The sequence below is a fragment of the Methylobacterium soli genome, from assembly GCF_008806385.1.
Classification (GTDB): Bacteria; Pseudomonadota; Alphaproteobacteria; order Rhizobiales; family Beijerinckiaceae; genus Methylobacterium; species Methylobacterium soli.
This window is the reverse complement of sequence record NZ_VZZK01000031.1, coordinates 55,724-73,706: the sequence shown is the minus strand read 5'-3', so window position 1 is coordinate 73,706 and position 17,983 is coordinate 55,724. Positions and strand designations below refer to the sequence as shown.

Sequence of the window (17,983 nt, the reverse complement as noted above, 5' to 3'; positions counted from 1 at the left end):
GGAGCCTTGCGCGAACCGTGCCGGCCGCGCCGCGATATAGTGTCGAACGTCCCCTCGCGACAGGACATTCGACATTCGGGTATGGACTGGTCGCCCGAGGCCCCGGCCCGCCGGTCAGGCGAGCCGGCGCCGGCGCTCCACCAGTTGCATGATGATCGGCGTGAGGATGAGCTGCATGGCGAGGTCGAGCTTGCCGCCCGGGATCACGATGGAGTTCGCCCGGCTCATGAAGCTGTCGTGGATCATGGAGACGAGATAGGAGAAATCGATGCCCTTCGGGTCCTTGAAGCGGATCACCACCATCGATTCGTCGGCCGTCGGGATCCAGCGGGCGATGAAGGGATTGGAGGTGTCGACGGTGGGGACCCGCTGGAAGTTGATGTCCGTCCAGGAGAATTGCGGGCAGATCGTCTGCACGTAATCGGGCATCCGCCGCATGATCACGTCGGTGACCGCCTCCGTCGAGTAGCCCCGGTACGAGCGGTCCCGGTGCAGCTTCTGGATCCATTCGAGGTTGATCACCGGCACCACGCCGATCTTCAGGTCGGCGTAGCGGGCGAGATCCACGCAAGCGTCGACGACGCAGCCGTGCAGGCCCTCGTAGAACAGGAGGTCCGAGGCCTCCGGGAACGCCTCCCAGGGGGAGAACGTCCCCGGGGGGGTGCCGTAGCGGGCCGCATCCGCCGCGTCGTGGGCGTAGTGCCGCGTGCGCCCACGGCCGGATTCGCCGTAGGTGCGGAACACCTCCTCGAGCTCCGGAAGCAGGTTGGCGCGGGGCGCGAAATGGCTGAGCGTCGGCTCCTCGGCCATCATCTTGCGCATCGTGTCGCGGTCGAAGGCGTGGAAGGCGTCGCCCTCGATATAGACGGCGCTGACGTCCTCGCGCCGGAAGATCTGCTCGAAGGTGTTGCGGACCGAGGTGGTGCCGGCCCCCGAGGAGCCGGTCACCGAGATGATGGGATGACGCGCGGACATGATTCAAACGGACATGGTTGCGACCGGCGGCGCGGAGCGCCCCGCCTAGCCGCGCATCAGCCCGCGCTGGCCGAAGAGCGGCGAGCGCGTGGCGGCGTGGTTGCGGCCCCCGTAATACTTGGCGACGCAGGCGACCTCCTCCTGCGAGCCGAACACCAGCGGCACCCGCTCGTGGATCCCGGTCGCCGCGATGTCGAGGATGCGGCGCTCGCCGTCGGTGGCGCCCGCGCCCGCCTGCTCCATCAGCATGGCGATGGGCGCCGCCTCGTAGAGGAGGCGCAGGCGGCCCTGCGCGTAGCCCTTGCGGCCGTCGCCCGGATACAGGAACACGCCGCCGCGCATGAGCACCCGCTGCGCGTCGGCCACCAGCGAGCCGAGCCAACGCATGTTGAAGTCCTTGTCCCGCGGCCCGTCGGCCCCCGCGAGGCAATCCTCGATGAAGGCCTTGATCGGCCCGTCCCAGTGGCGCGCATTCGAGGCGTTGATGGCGTATTCCTTGGCCGAGACCGGCACGTCGAGGCTCGCATGGGTGAGCCGGAAGGCCCGCACGTCGCGGTCGAGGACGTAGACCTGTGTGCCCTCGCCGAGGGTCAGGATCAGGGCGGTGGCCGGGCCGTAGGTGACGAAGCCCGCCGCGCGCTGCGCGGTGCCGGGGGTCGTGAAGGAGGCGATCGGGTCGGCAGGATCCTGCACCGCCGGCCGGATGCCGAAGATGGTGCCGACCGCCATGTTGACGCCGATATTCGACGAGCCGTCGAGGGGATCGATCGCGACCACGAGCGGCGCGCCCGGGTTGAGATGCATCACGCCCTCGGCCTCCTCGGAGGCGACCTCGGCCACCGGCGCCCCCTGCAGCGCCTCGGTGACGCGCTTGTGGGCGATGACGTCGAGGGCCTTCTGGACGTCGCCGTCGCTGTTCTGCTCGCCCGTCGCCGCCAGGTCGCCCCCGAGGGCGCCCCGGCCGATCACCTCGCTGATGTCGATCGCCGCCGCCGCGATCGCCGCGACGACGCTCGCCACGTCCTTGAGGTCGGCCCGGTCAGCGACGCTCTGCGCCAGACACGCATCGAGCCGAGACCCGATCGTCAGAGATCCCGTCGCCATCGGCTTCCTGTCCTTCCTCTGCCTGCGGGCCGCCTTCGCGCGCCGCGCCGGTCCATCCCGTCCGGGCACGAGCCCATACCCGTGACGGCCGCCGCATGATACCGCCCGGCCACGCCGGAGCGCCAGTGGCGTGCATTTCCGGCGGGAAAGATTTCTAAAAAAACTTGCGGCCAATCGCAAAAAAACTAGAAAACTCGCATGCGTAACCTGTCCCTGAAACAACTCCAGGCGGTAGCTGCCGTTGCCCGGCTCGGGACCATGACCCGGGCCGCGCAGGAGCTGAACGTCACCTCCGCCGCCCTCTACGCCCGCATCCGCCAGCTGGAGGAGGAGGCGGGCCTGCTCCTGTTCGACCGGACGCCGACGGGGCTGAAACCCACGGATGCCGGGCGCGAAATGCTGTGGGCGATCGACAGCATCAACACGGTGCTGGAAACCTGCACCGACCGGTTGCGCACCCTCAAGGGCGGCGCGGGCGGCCGCGTGACGATGGGCGTGGTCTCGACGGCCAAGTACTTCGCCCCGCAGGTGATCGCAGGGTTCGTGCGCCGGCATCCCGGCGTCGAGATCAACCTCTCCGTGGGCAATCGCGGCAGCACGGTGGAAGCCTTGCGCAACTACGAGATCGATTTCGCCATCATGGGCCGCCCGCCGCGCGACTTCGCGATCGAGGCGGAGATCTTCGGGCCGCACCCGCTGGTGCTGATCGCGGCGCCGTCGAATCCCCTGATCGGCCGCAAGGGTCTGACCCGGGCGGATCTGTCGGAGGAATCCTTCCTGGTCCGCGAGGAGGGCTCGGGCACCCGCACGGTGTTCGAGGAATTCATGAACGGGGTGATCATCAAGCGGGCCAGGCTCGGGATCGATTCCGGCTCGAACGAGACGATCAAGCAGGCCGTGATGGCGGGCCTCGGCATCGCGCTCCTGTCCGCCCACACGGTGGCGGCGGAGGTGGAGAGCGGGCGCCTCGTGCTCCTCGACGTGCAGGGCCTGCCGATCCGGCGGGACTGGTACGCGGTGCGCCGCGCCGACAAGGTGCTGGGCCCGGCCGCCCAGGCCTTCTGGGAGTACCTGATGCAGGACGGGGCCCGCTGGCTGCCCGGCGTCGACGCCGCCGCGGCCCTGGAGGCACGGGCATCATGAGCGGCATCGTCGTCGTCGGCGCCGGCCAGGCGGGCTTCCAGGCCGCGGCGTCCCTGCGGGAGGCGGGGTGGGCCGAGCCGATCACCCTCGTGGGCGACGAGCCGGGCCTGCCCTACCAGCGCCCTCCCCTCTCCAAGGCCTATCTGGCCGGCAAGTCGGATGCCGACGCCCTCAGCCTGCGGCCGGCGAGCTACCTCGCCGAGCACCGCATCACCCTCCGGGCCGACACCCGCGCGGCCGGCATCGACCGGGCGGCACGGCGCCTGCGCCTCGGCGACGGCGAGAGCCTCGCCTACGACCACCTCGTCCTCGCCACGGGGGCGCGCAACCGGGCCTTGCCGGTGCCGGGGGCCGATCTCGACGGGGTGCGCCAATTGCGCGGCCTCGCCGATGCGGACCGGCTCAAGGCCGATATCGCGACCGCCGGGCGCATCACGGTCGTCGGGGCGGGCTTCATCGGGCTCGAATTCGCCGCGGTCGCCGCCGCCCGCGGCATCGCCGTGACGGTCGTGGAGGCCACCGCCCGGCCGATGGCGCGGGCCGTCTCGGCCGCGATGGGCGCCTTCTTCCGCGCCGCCCACGAGGCGCTCGGGGTGCGCTTCGCCTTCGAGGCCGGGGTCGAGGCGATCGAGGGCGAGAATGGCCGGGCGACGGGCCTGCGCCTCGCGGGTGGCGAGCGGGTCGCGGCCGACCTCGTCCTCGTCGGCATCGGGGTCCGGCCGAACCAGGAACTCGCCGAGGAGGCCGGGCTCGCGGTCGCGGACGGGATCCGGGTCGACACGCTCCTGTCCACGGACGATCCCGCGATCTCGGCGATCGGCGATTGCGCCCGCTTCCCGAGTCCCTTCGCGCAGGGCCTCTCGCCGGACGGATCGGTGCGCATCGAGTCGGTGCAGAACGCCGTCGACCAGGGGCGCAGCCTCGCGGCCCGGCTCACCGGCCGGCCCGCCGCCTACGCGGCCGTCCCCTGGTTCTGGAGCGACCAGGGCCGCCACAAGCTCCAGATCGCCGGCCTGACGGCACCGGAGGACGCGAGCGTGACGCGCGGTTCCGGCGAGGCCTTCTCGGTGTTCCGCTTCCGGGGTGGTGCCCTCAGCGGCGTCGAGTCAGTGAACCGGGCCGCCGACCACATGGTCGCCCGCCGCCTCCTCGCCGCCGGCACGCCGCTGAGCCCCGAACAGGCCGCCGATCCGGACTTCGACATCAAGGCCCTGGCCATGAGACCGACGTGAGGGGCCGGGCTGAGGCCGGCGTGATCCCGGCCTGAATCTCAGCGGTCGTTCTCGGTGGTGAGGTCGTCCGCCCGCGTCCCCTCGTCGGGGGCGCTGCGCCGCTCCAGCCGAACGCCGGGCGAATCGCCGTTGCTGAAGACGGCCCCGGCCGCGATGAGCGCGCTGCGCAGGGCCTCGATCTGCCCGGAGGCCGGATCGCCGCGGCCGGCCTCGAAATCGCGCACGAAGGCCTCGCCGAGGCCGACCTTGGCGGCGAGGTCGGCCTCCGACCAGCCGAGGAGCCCGCGGGCCGCCCGCGACTGCGCCGGGCTCATCGGGGCCGACGTCCACCCGCTCTGCACGCCCTCGTCCGATCCCGTCAAACCGATCTCTCCTCGATCCTGCACGCCGCCGCTCCGGCAGGCGCCCAGACGACAACGACGGGGGTGGCCGATCGTTTCCGGGATCCGCCCGCGAGGATCCCGCGGCGGCTGCGGGAATCGCCCCGACCTGCGCCGCGGGTCGGCCCCTCGGCAAGGCTTCACCCGCCGATTTCCCCGGGAATCGCGGGAAAACCCACCTTCATCCGGTCTTGACCATATTTGTGCTGAAATCTTATCCGATTGGCGCTGCTGCACGCCACGGACTCAAGGTCCCGCTGGACAGCGCCGAGATCGTCGGCGTGCAGCCGAAGCTCTCGCGCATCGCCGCGAGCCCGGAATCAGGATCGACGCGATGCGGACACATCAAGGGACCAGACGATGAGAGCGACACTGATCGCCGCGTTGGTCTGCGCCGTGGCGGCCGGGGCGGTGACCGCGGCCACGCAGGCGCAGGCTCAGGGCATGTCGGGCTTCGGCAAGAAGAACCGCCGGCCCGAGGGCGAGGAGGAGAAGAAGCAGTACATCCCGGCGGCCAAGCCGCAGGAGAAGATCTTCCCCCTCGATTCGACCTGGACTGCCGTGACCCTGAACGGCAAGCCGTTCGGGGGCGCCGACCGGCCGAGCTTCATCATCGACAAGCAGTACCGCGCCCGCGGCTACGGCGGCTGCAACACCTTCGCGGCCACGGCCTTCCCGCTCCGCGAGCAGCACCTCGCGGTGGGTCCCCTCGCGCTGACCAAGAAGTCCTGCGACAAGAGCCTCCAGAGCGTCGAGCAGGCCTTCTTCGTCGCCCTGCGCACGGCCGCGCAATGGGACCTCGTCGGCTCGCAGCTCGTCATCAAGAGCCCGAACGGCGAGATCCGCTTCGACCGCGCCCTCTGAGGATCGCCGGCGCGCCGCCCGAAGCCGTGGCGGCGCGCATCTGAATACGCGCATCCGCGCGCTTTAAGCGCCCGTTGACCACGCTCCCGGGTTTGCCTGCCGGGTTTACCCTGCCTTGAACCGCCCGGCTCTTTGCTTCGTCCCGGATCAGGAACGAGGCGGGCATGCTTCAGCGAATCGGGTTTCGGGCAGGCGGCACGGCGCTTCGGCGCGACGCGCAGGACGACATGCGCTACACCGCACCCGAGAGCTTCCACCCCGGAGCCATCCGGATCGCGGCCGGCTCCGCCCTCTTCGCGACCCTGCTGGTGCTCTCCGCGCGGCTCTTCGGGCTCTGAGCCCGGACCGTCCGTCGCGGCGGCGTTCTCCCGCCCCGACCCGGCCTGCTGCGGACCCGGCATGAATCCTCCGCGCCCCATCCTCCACGTCATCTCGGGCCTGCGCACCGGGGGGGCCGAGACGATGCTGGTCGCGCTCTGCCGCGCCCTCGCCGCGCAGGGGCTGCCCCAGCACGTGGTCAGCCTGACCGAGGGCGGGCCGAACCAGCCCGTTCTGGAGCGGATCGGCGTGACAGTTCACGTCCTCGCGCCCGGCGGCCTCGTCGGCTCCGGCCTGACCGTGCTGGCCCTGGCCCGGCTCGTCCGGCGCCTGAAGCCCGCCGTGCTGCAGGGCTGGCTCTATCACGGGGACCTGTTTGCGGCCCTCGCGCACCGCCTCGCCGGGGCGCCCTGCACCACGCTGCTCGCCTGGGGCCTGCGCAACTCGGACATCGACCATGCCCGGTACGGGCGCCTCCTGGCGCTCGGCGCCCGCCTCTCCGGCTGGCCGGGCCTCGTGGTCTCGAACAGCCAGGCGGGGGCGGATTTCCACCGGGCGCAGGGGTACCGCCCGCGCCGCCTCGCGGTGATCCCGAACGGCATCGACACCGCCCGGTTCCGGCCCGACCCCGCCGCGCGGGCCGCCGTCCGGGACGAGCTCGGCCTGGCCCCGGACGCCGTGGTGGCGGTGCACGCCGCCCGGCTCGACCCGATGAAGGACCACGCGACCCTGCTCGCCGCCGCCGCGCGCGTGCCCGAGATCGCCCTCGTCCTCGTCGGCGCCGGCACCGAGACCTTGCGCCTGCCCCCCCATGTCCGCGCCCTCGGCCGCTGCGACGATCCCGAGCGGATCAACGCGGCGGGCGATATCGTGGTGTCCTCCTCCCGCTTCGGCGAGGGCTTCTCGAACGCCCTCGCGGAAGGGATGGCGGCCGGCCTCGCGCCCGTCGCCACCGCGGTCGGCGATGCCGGTCTGATCCTCGGCGGGCTTGGATGGCTGGTGCCGCCGGGCGATCCCGACGCCCTCGCGCGCGCGCTTGGAACCCTCGGTGCCCTCGCGCCTGCGGAGCGCGCGCAGGTGGGCGCGCAGGCGAGCGCGCGCATGCGCGAGGCCTTCAGCGTCGCATCCATGGCCCGACGCTTCCTCACGACTTGGCGCGACGCAGGCGCAGAGATCGCCGATACCGCAATCAACAGAACAACTTCGTGAATTAGAAGATACCTCGACGAGATCCGGGATATCGGCTAGGCGTGACCGCTGACGGCATCCGCCGCACGTTCGCGGCGTCGATCACGAAACCTGCCGCTCAGGAGACTTCCATGGCCGATTCCGCTGTTTCGTCCCATTCCGGCAAGCCCGGCTACGGCCGCGTCTTCGGCTCGATCACAGAGACCATCGGCAACACGCCCCTCGTGCGCCTCAACCGGCTGCCCCAGGAGCGCGGGATCGATGCCGAGATCCTGCTGAAGCTCGAGTTCTTCAATCCGATCGCGAGCGTCAAGGACCGGATCGGCGTCAACATGATCGACGCGCTGGAGGCCTCCGGGCGCCTGAAGCCCGGCGGCACCCTGGTCGAGCCGACCTCCGGCAATACCGGCATCGCGCTCGCCTTCGTGGCCGCCGCCCGGGGCTACCGCCTCATCCTGGTCATGCCCGAGACGATGTCCCTGGAGCGCCGCAAGATGCTGGCCTTCCTGGGCGCCGAGCTCGCCCTCACCCCCGGCCCGCAGGGCATGAAGGGCGCGATCGCCAAGGCCGAGGAACTCCTCAAGGAGATCCCGGGCGCGGTGATGCCGCAGCAATTCGAGAACCCGGCGAATCCCGAGATCCACCGCAAGACGACGGCCGAGGAGATCTGGAACGACACGCAGGGACAGCTCGACGCCTTCGTGGCCGGCGTCGGCACGGGCGGCACCATCACGGGCGTCGGCCAGGTGCTCAAGCCCCGTCTGCCGAACCTCAAGGTCGTAGCCGTCGAGCCGGAGGATTCCCCGGTGCTCTCGGGCGGCCAGCCCGGCCCGCACAAGATCCAGGGCATCGGCGCGGGCTTCATCCCGGGCATCCTCGATCGCGAGGTGATCGACGAGGTCATCACGGTCTCGAACCAGACGGCCTTCGAGACGGCGCGCCTCCTCGGACGCCTGGAAGGCATCCCGGGCGGCATCTCGACCGGCGGCAACGTCGCGGCGGCCCTCGAACTTGCGAGCCGGCCCGAATTCAAGGGCAAGCGCATCGTCACGGTCGCCTGCTCGTTTGCCGAGCGCTACATCTCCTCGGCCCTGTTCGAAGGGATCTGATCGCTTCGCGGACCCGGCGCGTCCCGCCGGGTCCGCTCACCGCGCGTCGTCGCCCGCCGGCCGCCCTGGAGCCGGAGCCTCTCTGGCCGCCTGCGCGGTCCTCGCCCGGAAGCCGCTCCGCGTGCCCAGCTCCGCCAACTGGCTCTACCGGCTGCGCGCCGTCTCGCGCCGGCCCTGGCTGCGGGTCGCCCTGTACAGCCTCGCGGCCGTGCTGGCGGCCCTGGCCTCGGCCTTCTTCGCGCCCCTGGTGCCGCCGAACCTCGCGGGCTCGATCGGCTCCGAGGCGGTTCATCAGATCCTGTCGGTGCTCGCGAGCAGCATGCTGCCCGTGGCCACCTTCTCGCTCGCGACCATGGTCCAGGCCTATGGCGCCGCCGACAGCAACGTGACGCCGCGTGCGGCCAACCTGCTGATGCAGGATCGCAGCGCTCAGACGGCGCTCGCGAGCTTCATCGGGGCGTTCCTCTACAGCGTCGTCGGGCTGATCGCCCTCAGGACCTCCGTCTACGGCGAGCAGGGTCGGGTGATCCTGTTCGGCATCACCCTGGCGGTGCTGGCGCTGGTGGTGGCGACGCTCGTGCGCTGGATCGACGCCCTCGCCCGCCTCGGCCGCATCGGCGAGACGATCGGCGCCATCGAGGCCGCCGCGGACGCGGCGATCCGGCGTCGCGCCAAGGCCCCTACGCTCGGCGGCCTGCCGTGGCGCCCGGCGCCCGCCGGGGCGGCGCCGCTGAGAGCCACGCAGACCGGCTACGTCCAGCATGTGGATGCCGGTGCGCTCGACGACCTCGCGGAGGCCAACGGGCTGGTGCTGCACCTGGCCGTGCTTCCGGGCAGCTTCGTGCATCGCGGGCATCTGCTCGCCGAGATCGTCGGGGAAGCCGACGACGAGGTCCGGCGGTCCATGGCCCTGGCCTTCGTGATCGGCGACAGGCGTATGTTCTAAGACGATCCGCGCTTCGGGGTGATCGTCCTGGCCGAGGTCGGGTCCCGGGCCCTGTCCTCGGCCATCAACGATTCGGGCACCGCCATCGAGGTGATCGGCGCCCTGGTGCGGGTCCTGACCCTGTGGCACGACCTGCGTCGGGAGGAGCCGGAGGCGCATTGCCATCGCCGTCTCTACGTGCCGGAAATCACCGCCGACGATCTCTTCGTCGACGGCCTCCAGCCGATCGCCCGGGACGGGGCCGGGATCGTCGAGGTCGGGATCCGCCTTCAGAAGGGTCTAGCCGCCCTCGCGACGCTGGGCGCCCAGGATGTCGCGCAGGCCGCCACGCGGCACGCCGATCTGGCCCTCGCCCGAGCGCTCTCGACCCTGACCTTCGCGGAGGACCGCGCCATGATTACGGCCGCGCGCCACGATGGCGCGATTTCCTCAGGCATTCCGAAGGATTGAAGCGGCCGTACCGGACGCCTGCACCCGGGCTTGCGCGGGCTCCGCGGCGGAGGCGAGCGTGCACCGCATCGGCTGAAAGCCTCGGCGGCGGACGGCTTCACGTCGCCGAGGCCACGCAACCTCGTTGCTCCGGACTCGGTTGTCCCGCCACATCAGGAGGAACAGCCATGACGGAACAGAATCGCGACAGGCCGTCGCTGAAGCAGTTCGATGCCTATACCGATCGCAACGGGCAGGATCTCGGCGGTGAATCTCCCCTCGACGTCGGCGTGCCCTCGCGAACGCAAGCCGATCTGAAGGGCGATCCCTCCGGCGAGGCCGAGACGGCCCGGCTGGCAAGCGACATGCCGCGTCAGGACGCCACGGACGAGACCGAAGCCGAGACGCCCCCTGAGAACCTGCGCCACATCGGCGACGCCTCGCAGCCCGACACCAAGGCGAAGGACGCGATCGACCGTGCGACCGCTGCCGTCGGCCAGGATGACGGGAAGCGGTGATGGCCAAGGACAACGTCCCGACCGGGACCGTCACCCGCAAGCCCGATGAGGATGTCGGCACGCCCGGTGGTCCAGCCGCGGGGGGTGGCCGCCAGACAGCGCAGCAGGCTGAGATGACGCGCATGGGCTCCGGCGGGCGCACCGATGGCGACCGCAACGAGGGCTGGGACGCGGCGGGCGGCGAACCCGGCCGCAACCCGCCGGCCTTGGGCGGCTCCTCGGCCGGTCATTCCGACCAGAAGGCCTCGCATGGACCCCGGGCCGGCGAGACCGTGGCGGATGGTTTGTCGAAGGCCGAGCGGAAGGCACGCTGAGGCGACGAGGAGCGACGATGAGCGACAGGACGGATCGAACCGAGGAGCAGGCGCCCGCCCCCGGGAAGAAACCCGCCAACACGGCGCCTGATGCCGTGATGGATCCGAACGAGAAGACCGAGGGAAAGCCTGGCCTCGGCCCGCGAGGCGGTGCGTCGCAGGACGACGAGACGGACCCCGGCAGCGGTTAGGGGCCCCCGGGCTTCAGGACCCGCGCCAGAACGACGGGTGGCCGCGGCTGACGTCACGGGAAGGCGCCGATCCGGATCTCGCCGGAACCGGCGCGAGCGATCCCGTGGGTGGCCTGGCAGGATGTCTACGGACCGACGGGGCCGGAGGCTCCGGAACGAGAAAGGGCCGGGCAATGATGCTCGGCCCTGTCCCATCCGTGCCCGGTGCTGAGCGCGTTCAGGCTCCCAGGGATTCCTTCGAGCGCTCGAAGCGCTTGCGATCATTAGGGTCGAGATGCGTCTTGCGCAGCCGAATCGATTTCGGCGTCACCTCGACGAGCTCGTCGTCCTGGATCCAGGCCAGCGACTTCTCCAGCGTCATGCGGATCGGCGGCGTGAGGCGGACGGCCTCGTCCTTCGAGGTGGTGCGGATGTTCGTCAGCTTCTTACCCTTGAGCACGTTCACCTCGAGATCATTCTCGCGGTTGTGCTCGCCGATGATCATGCCCTGATAGACCTTCCAGCCGGGCTCGATCATCATCGGGCCGCGATCCTCGAGGTTCCACATGGCGTAGGCGACGGCTTCGCCCTTGTCGTTCGAGATCAGCACGCCGTTGCGGCGGCCGGCGATCTCGCCCTTGAAGGGCTCGTAGGCCTTGAACAGCCGGTTCATGATCGCGGTGCCGCGGGTGTCGGTCATCAGCTCGCCCTGATAACCGATGAGGCCGCGGGTGGGCGCATGGAAGACGAGCCGAAGGCGATCTCCGCCGGACGGGCGCATCTCGAGCATGTCGGCCTTGCGCTCCGACATCTTCTGCACGACGACGCCGGAATATTCCTCGTCGACGTCGATCACGACCTCTTCGATGGGCTCCAGGATCTCGCCATTCTCGTCCTTCGACAGGACCACGCGGGGGCGCGAGACCGCGATCTCGAAGCCTTCGCGGCGCATCGTCTCGATCAGGATCGCGAGCTGCAATTCGCCGCGGCCCGAGACGTAGAAGCTGTCCTTGTCGGCCGCCTCCTCGATCTTGAGCGTGACGTTGCCCTCGGCCTCCTTGAACAGGCGGTCGCGGATCATCCGGCTGGTCACCTTGTCGCCCTCGGTGCCCGCGAGCGGGCTGTCGTTGACGATGAAGGACATGGTCACGGTGGGCGGATCGATCGGCTGAGCCTGGATCGGGGTATCGACCTGCGGATCGCAGAAGGTGTCCGCCACGGTACCCTTCACGAGGCCCGCGATGGAAACGATGTCGCCGGCCTCGCCGACATCGATCGGCTGGCGCTCCAGGCCCCGGAAGGCAAGGATCTTCGAGACGCGGCCGGTCTCCACGACCTTGCCGTCGCGGTCGAGGACCTTGATCGACTGGTTCGGCTTGACCGTGCCGGCGGCGATGCGGCCCGTGACGATGCGGCCGAGGAACGGGTTCGCCTCGAGCAGCGTGCCGAGCATCCGGAACGGGCCCTCTTCGGTCTTGGCCGGGGGCACGTGCTGCAGGACGAGGTCGAACATCGGGGCGAGGCCATCCGCCTGCGAGCCGTCGGGCGCCGTCGCCATCCAGCCGTTGCGGCCGGAACCGTAGAGGATCGGGAAATCGAGCTGCTCGTCGGTGGCGTCGAGAGCCGCGAACAGGTCGAAGACCTCGTTGACGACTTCGTTGATGCGCGCGTCCGGACGGTCGACCTTGTTGACCGCCACGATCGGGCGCAGGCCGATCTTCAACGCCTTCGACACCACGAACTTGGTCTGCGGCATCGGGCCTTCGGCCGCGTCGACGAGCACCACGACACCGTCGACCATCGAGAGGATGCGCTCCACCTCACCGCCGAAATCGGCGTGACCGGGCGTATCGACGATGTTGATGCGCGTGTCCTTCCAGACGACCGAGGTCGCCTTGGCCAGGATCGTGATGCCGCGCTCCTTCTCGAGGTCGTTCGAGTCCATCGCCCGCTCCTCGACCCGCTGGTTCTCGCGGAAGGTGCCGGATTGCTGGAGCAGCTTGTCGACGAGCGTCGTCTTGCCGTGGTCGACGTGGGCGATGATGGCGATATTGCGCAGCTTCATGGGATATCCGAAGCGAAAAGAACCCGTCACGCCGCGAGCCGCGGGGTTGCGGCCGGCCACGCCGGGTACGGGTTCGAGCTGTTGCGTTGCAATAGAAGGTGCGGACGCATCCGGCAAGTGCTGGTGGCTCGGGTCGGTGCGGCAATCCTCGAATGCCCGGCATTCAAGATCTGGGGTCGATCACCAGAACCGCCAACACCGCTCTGGCCCGGATCACGCATAGACGTCATCAGATAAGGGACAGGAGACGTCCGGGGGGTTGATGTTCGAGCGCGTCATTCACGCAGTGCTGAGTCTCGTCCTGCTGCTCGGCGTGGCGGTGCTGTTCTCGGCCAATCGGCGGGCGATCCGGCCGCGGGTCGTTCTGGCGGCGTTGGGCCTGCAGATCGCGATCGGCGCCCTGATCCTGTTCGTTCCGACCGGTCGCGCCGCCCTCGGGGCGGTGGCCGGCGTGGTTCAGACCGTGCTGTCCTACGGCGACAAGGGCACGGCCTTCCTGTTCGGCGGGCTCGTCGAGCCCAGGATGTTCGAGCTGTTCGGGGGCAGCGGCTTCATCCTGGCGCTGCGGGTTCTGCCGCAGATTCTCTACGTCTCGGCCCTGATCGGCGTGCTCTACCATGTGGGCGCGATGCAGACGCTCGCCCGCGTGCTCGGTTCCGGCCTGCAACGGCTGCTCGGCACGTCGCGGATCGAATCGTTCTCGGCCGTGATCACGATCTTCATCGGCCAGAGCGAGATCGCGGTCGCCCTGCGGCCGTTCCTGACGCTGCTGACCGGCGCCGAGCTCTTCGCCGTGATGACGAGCGGCGCATCCTCGACGGCGGGCTCGATCCTGGCGGGCTACGCGGCGCTCGGCGTCCCCATGGAGTACCTCCTCGCAGCCTCCTTCATGGCGATCCCGGGCGGACTTCTCTACGCCAAGATGCTAGTTCCGTCCGTCGAGCCGAGCCGGATCACCACCACACGGGTCGAGTTCGCTGAGACCCGGGCCGCCAATCTCATCGAGGCCGCCGCCGATGGCACCCAGAAGGGGCTCGCGGTGGCGGTGGCGGTCGGCGCGATGCTGATCGCCTTCGTGGGGCTGATCGCGTTCGCGGACGGCATCGTCGGGTATGCGGGCGGGCTCATCGGATATCCGGCAGCCTCGATCGAGGGCATCCTAGGCTGGGCTCTCAGCCCCCTCGCCTGGATCCTCGGGGTGCCTTGGGATCAGGCCTCCCTCGTCGGCGGCGCCATCGGGCAGAAGCTCGCCTTCAACGAGTTCCTGGCCTATGCCAATCTCTCGCCGACCCTGAAGGCCGGCAGCCTCGATCCGCGCACGACCGCGATCCTCTGCTTCGCCCTCTGCGGCTTCGCGAACTTCGCCTCGATCGCGATCCAGCTCGCGAGTTTTGCGAGCCTTGTCCCCGAGCGCCGGGCGGAGGTCGCCCGGTTCGGGCTGCGGGCGATCCTGGGCGGCACGCTCTCGAACCTGACGAGCGCGGCCATCGCGGGCCTCTTCCTGGCCGCTTGAACGCGGCCGGCAAGATCAAGCACCGCAAGATCAAGCACGACGACATCAAGCCCGGCGACATCGGGGGCGCAGCGCACGCCCTTCCGGCGACGGCCAGGAGGGCTGCGGCCGTGAGAGGGTGGTACGAAGGATCATGATCGTGGGTTTTTCCACTTCTGCCAGGGCGTGTCGCCTCGGCCCGTGCGACGAACGTGCTTTGCAGCCCGGCATGGATCGGACAGATTGGATCGATCATGACGATTGATCATGTCGATCTATCTCGGGTTGATCTGAACCTGCTGGTCGCCCTCGATGCGCTGCTGACCGAGCGAAGCGTGACCCGGGCCGCCGCGCGCGTCGGCCTCGGCCAATCGGCCATGAGCAGCACGCTCGCGCGCCTGCGCAGCCTGTTCGGCGACGAACTCCTGACGCGGGCTCCGGACGGCATGCGCCCAACGCCGCGGGCGCTCGCGCTGGCCGAGCCGGTGCGCTCGGCACTCCGGCAAATCCAGGCTCTGGTGCGCCGGGACGACAGCTTCGATCCACGCACCGTCGAGCGGGTCTTCACTATCGGCCTGCCGGACAGCACCGAGGTGCTGCTCGGGCCGAAGCTCCTGGCTTATCTGCGGGCCGAGGCGCCCGGCATCAGCCTGCTCCTGCGCTCGATCGACCGCATCCGGATCCTTCAGGAACTCGATGCCGACCGGGTCGATCTCGGCATCGGCCTGTTCTCCGAGGGCCAGTCGCACCACAAGCAGCGCCTGCTCTATCGCGACAGCTACGTCTGCCTGTTGAACGCGGATCTGCTCGGCATCGCGCCGCCGATCTCCCTCGACGATTACCTGCGCTTTCCCCACGTGCTGACGAGCCTGCGGGAGACCGCTCACGGGGTGGTGGACGACGCGCTGGCGAAGCTCGGCCTGAGTCGGACACTCGCGGTCACCACGCCTCGCTTCCTCGCCGTGCCCTTCCTGGTGCGGAGCGCCCCCGTGATCGCAACGATGCATGCACGTCTCGCGCATGTCTTCGCCGGCACGTTGGGGCTGACGGTCAGCCCGGTTCCGGTGAGCCTCGAGGACGTGTCCTTCTCGATGCTCTGGCACGCCTCCTACGACAACGACCCGGCTCATACCTGGCTGCGCCGGACCCTGGTGCGCCTCGCCGCGGACGCAGACCCACGGCCGTGATCTGAGGCGTCTCAGGCTGGGTTCTTGCGAGCGGCGAGCAGGAGGGTGTTCGGGCGGGTCTGCCGGGGCAGCGGCAACAGGCGGTTCAGCACCAGAGCCGCGCCGTAGGCGAAGGCCAGCGCCGCGTACCAGCTCTTGACCGGCTTGAAGTAACGGTCTCGGCAGCGGACCGGCGTCGCCTTCGCCATCCAGTGGATCATCGAATCGTGCCGATCCATGCCGATGGCGTGCACGCGCTCCGGCGTGAAGCCAAGGCTGCGGGCGAGCGCCTCCAGGGCGTTCGGCGTCCACCAGGTGAGGTGGTGCGGCGGCGCGTTCATGATGAAATTCGGGATCGTGGTGTTCGGCGAGGGCCAGAGCGGCGTGCCGACGAGGAGCGTGCCGCCGGGCTTGAGACAGGCCGCCATGGCCCGGGCGAAGCCGAGCGGGTCGGCCACGTGCTCGATCACCTGGAAGGCGCAGACGACGTCGTAGACCGGACCGAGGCGTGCCGCGTGCGCCTGGAGGGTCTCGGCCAGGATCGTGCCGCTCGGATCCTCCGCGGCGAAATTCGGGTCGAGGCCCAGATAGGTCGCGCCGGGCACGTAGGTCCGGAACCCGCCATGGCCGCAGCCCACATCGAGCACCCGCGCGCCGGCGGGCACGTGCTCGGCCGCCGCGCGGAATTCGAGGCGCTGCGTGCGGGATCCGGCGAGCTTATCGTGGGCGCCGATCTTGCCGTAGAAGGTGCGGTAGAAGGGCTCGTCGCCGGCGATCATCGGATCGAAGAAGATCAGCCCGGTCGGCGATTCCCAGAGGCCGAAGCGCCGGGCCGGCATCAACAATCCGCTGACGTCGACACCGCCGCCGTAGCGCCAGAGGTCGGTCAGCAGACGCGCCGAGACCCATTGGACGAGTCGCACCGCCGGCTCCCCGGTGATCGGGCAGGCTGGTGCCCCGTCCACGACCCTGTGCTCTGTGCCGGCCATCGGCGTCTCCGTTGGCATGGATGCGGCCCCATCACAACGGTCAGCGAGATGCGGCAAGGACCGGAACGCGGGAAAGCGCCGCGTCCTGGGCGTGTTTACACGGAAAGCCGCCTCCGCCATCAACCCGGGCGTCGGAACGGCGACGGGAGCCACGATGGACTCGGCCCAGGCACGCCTTCGCGCCGCACTACTTCGCGCCCCGCGCCTCGTGCCACCCGCGCGCGAGCCGCCGGACCGGGACCCGCCAACCCTCGCCTACCTCGCGGCTCTGCGCACCAACGGCATCGGCGGCTGGTCCCGGCGCGCCTACACGGACTCGATCGTGCCGCGGCGCATCTTCGGGCGGAACACCTTCACCCTCAGCGATCCGGACGCGATCCGCCACGTCCTCATCGACAACGAGGCCAATTACGCCCGCACCTCGGCCTCGGTCCGGATCCTGCGCCCGGTTCTGGGCGACGGGCTGCTGATCAGCGAGGGGCAGATGTGGCGCCGCCAGCGCCGGGCGCTCGCCCCGGCCTTCACCCCGAAGGCCGTGGAGGAACTCGTGCCCCACATCGCCGCCTCGGTCGAGGCGGCCCTCGCCGATCTCGCGGAGGCCGCCGCCCGCGGTCCCGTCGACCTGTTCCCGGCTCTGCACGGCCTCGCCCTGGAGATTGCCGGGCGCACCATGTTCTCGATGGGGATGGCACGCCACGGGCCGGCCTTGCGCGATCTCGTGACGGAGTACGGCGAGCGCCTCGCGCGACCGCATCTCCTCGACATGCTCCTGCCCCTGAGCCTGCCCGCGCCCCTCGATTTCGCGCGGGCGCGCTTCCGCCGGAAATGGACTCCGTTTCTCGACGGAATCATCGCCGCGCGCGCCGCCGAGCAGGCCGCGGAGACGGGGCCTCGCGCCTCGCGGGACCTCCTCGATCTCCTCGCCGCCGCGCGCGATCCGGAGACGGGTGAAGGCTTCTCGAAGGCACACCTGCGCGATCAGGTCGCCACCATGATCCTGGCGGGCCACGAGACCACCGCGGTGGCACTCCTCTGGGCCAGCTATCTCCTGGCGCTGGCGCCCGAGATTCAGGAGCAGGTTGCCGCGGAGGCGGCCGGAATCGAGCTCTCGGGGGACAAGGCACTGGAGAGCCGGCTGCCGCTGACGCGGGCGGTCATCGATGAGACCCTGCGTCTGTACCCGCCGGCCTTCGTGATCGTGCGCGCGGCGCGTGCGGCCGACAAGCTCGGCGACCACGCGGTCGCCAAAGGCGACGTGGCGGTGATCTCACCTTGGGTGCTGCACCGGCACCGGCGCCTCTGGGCGGATCCGGACGCGTTCGATCCGGCGCGCTTCCTGCCGGGCGGACCGGCCGTGCCGCGCTTCGCCTATCTGCCGTTCGGGGCGGGCCCGCGTGTCTGCATCGGGGCGCATTTTGCCCTGACGGAGGCGACGCTGGCGCTCGCCAAGCTGGTGACGCGCTTCCGGATCAGCCTGCCGGAGGGCACGGCGATCCTGCCGGCGGCTGTCGTCACGACCCAGCCCGACCATGCGCCGGCCTTCACCCTGCACCAGCGGCGGCCTTGAGGACCGCCGCCGGG

17 protein-coding genes and 1 pseudogene are annotated in these 17,983 nt (G+C 70.2%); 13 read left to right on the top strand and 5 right to left on the bottom strand.

Translation table 11 applies throughout. From position 1 onward, the window contains the following. Positions 1–114: 114 nt before the first annotated feature. A complete protein-coding gene (locus tag F6X53_RS23900) occupies positions 115–975 on the bottom strand; it encodes a phosphoribulokinase (protein ID WP_151002993.1) in 861 nt (286 codons plus the stop codon). 45 nt (positions 976–1,020) lie between these two features. Continuing rightward, a complete protein-coding gene (locus tag F6X53_RS23895; RefSeq protein ID WP_151002991.1) occupies positions 1,021–2,079 on the bottom strand; it encodes a class 1 fructose-bisphosphatase in 1,059 nt (352 codons plus the stop codon). Positions 2,080–2,277: 198 nt separating this feature from the next. Between F6X53_RS23895 and F6X53_RS23890 the strand changes: the two genes are divergently transcribed. Both F6X53_RS23890 and F6X53_RS23885 read left to right on the top strand, forming a co-directional pair. Beyond that, positions 2,278–3,222: a LysR family transcriptional regulator gene (locus F6X53_RS23890; RefSeq protein WP_151002989.1), complete on the top strand. Its 945-nt coding sequence runs from the start codon at positions 2,278–2,280 to the stop codon at positions 3,220–3,222. Continuing rightward, entirely contained in the window at positions 3,219–4,454 is a 1,236-nt protein-coding gene (locus F6X53_RS23885; RefSeq protein ID WP_151002987.1) for an NAD(P)/FAD-dependent oxidoreductase, read from the top strand. The genes F6X53_RS23890 and F6X53_RS23885 overlap by 4 nt, the downstream gene beginning before the upstream one ends. Positions 4,455–4,492: 38 nt before the next feature. Here F6X53_RS23885 and F6X53_RS23880 read toward each other — a convergent pair whose 3' ends face one another. After that, positions 4,493–4,816, bottom strand: coding sequence for a helix-turn-helix domain-containing protein (locus F6X53_RS23880; protein ID WP_373875847.1), 324 nt, complete (start codon positions 4,814–4,816; stop codon positions 4,493–4,495). A gap of 378 nt (positions 4,817–5,194) precedes the next feature. On the opposite strand from F6X53_RS23880, the gene F6X53_RS23875 reads away from it, so the two are divergent. The 8 genes and pseudogenes from F6X53_RS23875 (at position 5,195) to F6X53_RS32595 (ending at position 10,711) form a co-directional block, all read left to right on the top strand. Continuing rightward, positions 5,195–5,698 carry an META domain-containing protein gene (locus F6X53_RS23875; RefSeq protein ID WP_151002985.1) on the top strand — a complete coding sequence of 168 codons (504 nt, stop codon included), beginning with the start codon at positions 5,195–5,197 and terminating at the stop codon, positions 5,696–5,698. Positions 5,699–5,862: 164 nt separating this feature from the next. Beyond that, a complete protein-coding gene (locus F6X53_RS32600; RefSeq protein ID WP_191970964.1) occupies positions 5,863–6,036 on the top strand; it encodes a hypothetical protein in 174 nt (57 codons plus the stop codon). A 61-nt stretch (positions 6,037–6,097) separates the two neighbouring features. Continuing rightward, positions 6,098–7,225, top strand: a complete 1,128-nt coding sequence (locus F6X53_RS23870) for a glycosyltransferase (RefSeq protein ID WP_151002983.1) — start codon at positions 6,098–6,100, stop codon at positions 7,223–7,225. Positions 7,226–7,335: 110 nt separating this feature from the next. Next, on the top strand, positions 7,336–8,313 hold the full coding sequence (cysK, locus tag F6X53_RS23865) for a cysteine synthase A (RefSeq protein ID WP_151002981.1): 978 nt from the start codon (positions 7,336–7,338) through the stop codon (positions 8,311–8,313). 121 nt (positions 8,314–8,434) lie between these two features. Then, positions 8,435–9,709 (top strand): annotated as a pseudogene (locus F6X53_RS23860) (DUF2254 domain-containing protein). Positions 9,710–9,876: 167 nt separating this feature from the next. Further along, entirely contained in the window at positions 9,877–10,206 is a 330-nt protein-coding gene (locus tag F6X53_RS23855) for a hypothetical protein (RefSeq protein ID WP_151002979.1), read from the top strand. Next, positions 10,206–10,520 carry a hypothetical protein gene (locus tag F6X53_RS23850; RefSeq protein ID WP_151002977.1) on the top strand — a complete coding sequence of 105 codons (315 nt, stop codon included), beginning with the start codon at positions 10,206–10,208 and terminating at the stop codon, positions 10,518–10,520. The genes F6X53_RS23855 and F6X53_RS23850 overlap by 1 nt, the downstream gene beginning before the upstream one ends. A gap of 17 nt (positions 10,521–10,537) precedes the next feature. Further along, a complete protein-coding gene (locus F6X53_RS32595) occupies positions 10,538–10,711 on the top strand; it encodes a hypothetical protein (RefSeq protein WP_191970963.1) in 174 nt (57 codons plus the stop codon). Between the two features lie 217 nt (positions 10,712–10,928). Here the strand turns inward: F6X53_RS32595 and typA are convergent, their stop codons facing one another. Beyond that, positions 10,929–12,755, bottom strand: coding sequence for a translational GTPase TypA (typA, locus tag F6X53_RS23845; RefSeq protein ID WP_151002975.1), 1,827 nt, complete (start codon positions 12,753–12,755; stop codon positions 10,929–10,931). Between the two features lie 262 nt (positions 12,756–13,017). Here typA and F6X53_RS23840 point away from each other — a divergent pair, with 262 nt between their 5' ends. Further along, complete coding sequence (locus tag F6X53_RS23840) at positions 13,018–14,268, top strand: NupC/NupG family nucleoside CNT transporter (RefSeq protein ID WP_151002973.1); 1,251 nt, start codon at positions 13,018–13,020, stop codon at positions 14,266–14,268. A gap of 233 nt (positions 14,269–14,501) precedes the next feature. Next, positions 14,502–15,434 (top strand): LysR family transcriptional regulator, encoded by a 933-nt coding sequence (locus F6X53_RS23835; protein WP_151002971.1) that lies wholly within the window; start codon positions 14,502–14,504, stop codon positions 15,432–15,434. Positions 15,435–15,445: 11 nt separating this feature from the next. On the opposite strand, the gene F6X53_RS23830 is transcribed toward F6X53_RS23835, so the two are convergent. Beyond that, positions 15,446–16,402, bottom strand: coding sequence for a class I SAM-dependent methyltransferase (locus F6X53_RS23830; protein ID WP_151002969.1), 957 nt, complete (start codon positions 16,400–16,402; stop codon positions 15,446–15,448). 154 nt (positions 16,403–16,556) lie between these two features. Between F6X53_RS23830 and F6X53_RS23825 the strand changes: the two genes are divergently transcribed. Continuing rightward, positions 16,557–17,969 (top strand): cytochrome P450, encoded by a 1,413-nt coding sequence (locus tag F6X53_RS23825; protein WP_151002967.1) that lies wholly within the window; start codon positions 16,557–16,559, stop codon positions 17,967–17,969. Positions 17,970–17,983: the final 14 nt, after the last annotated feature.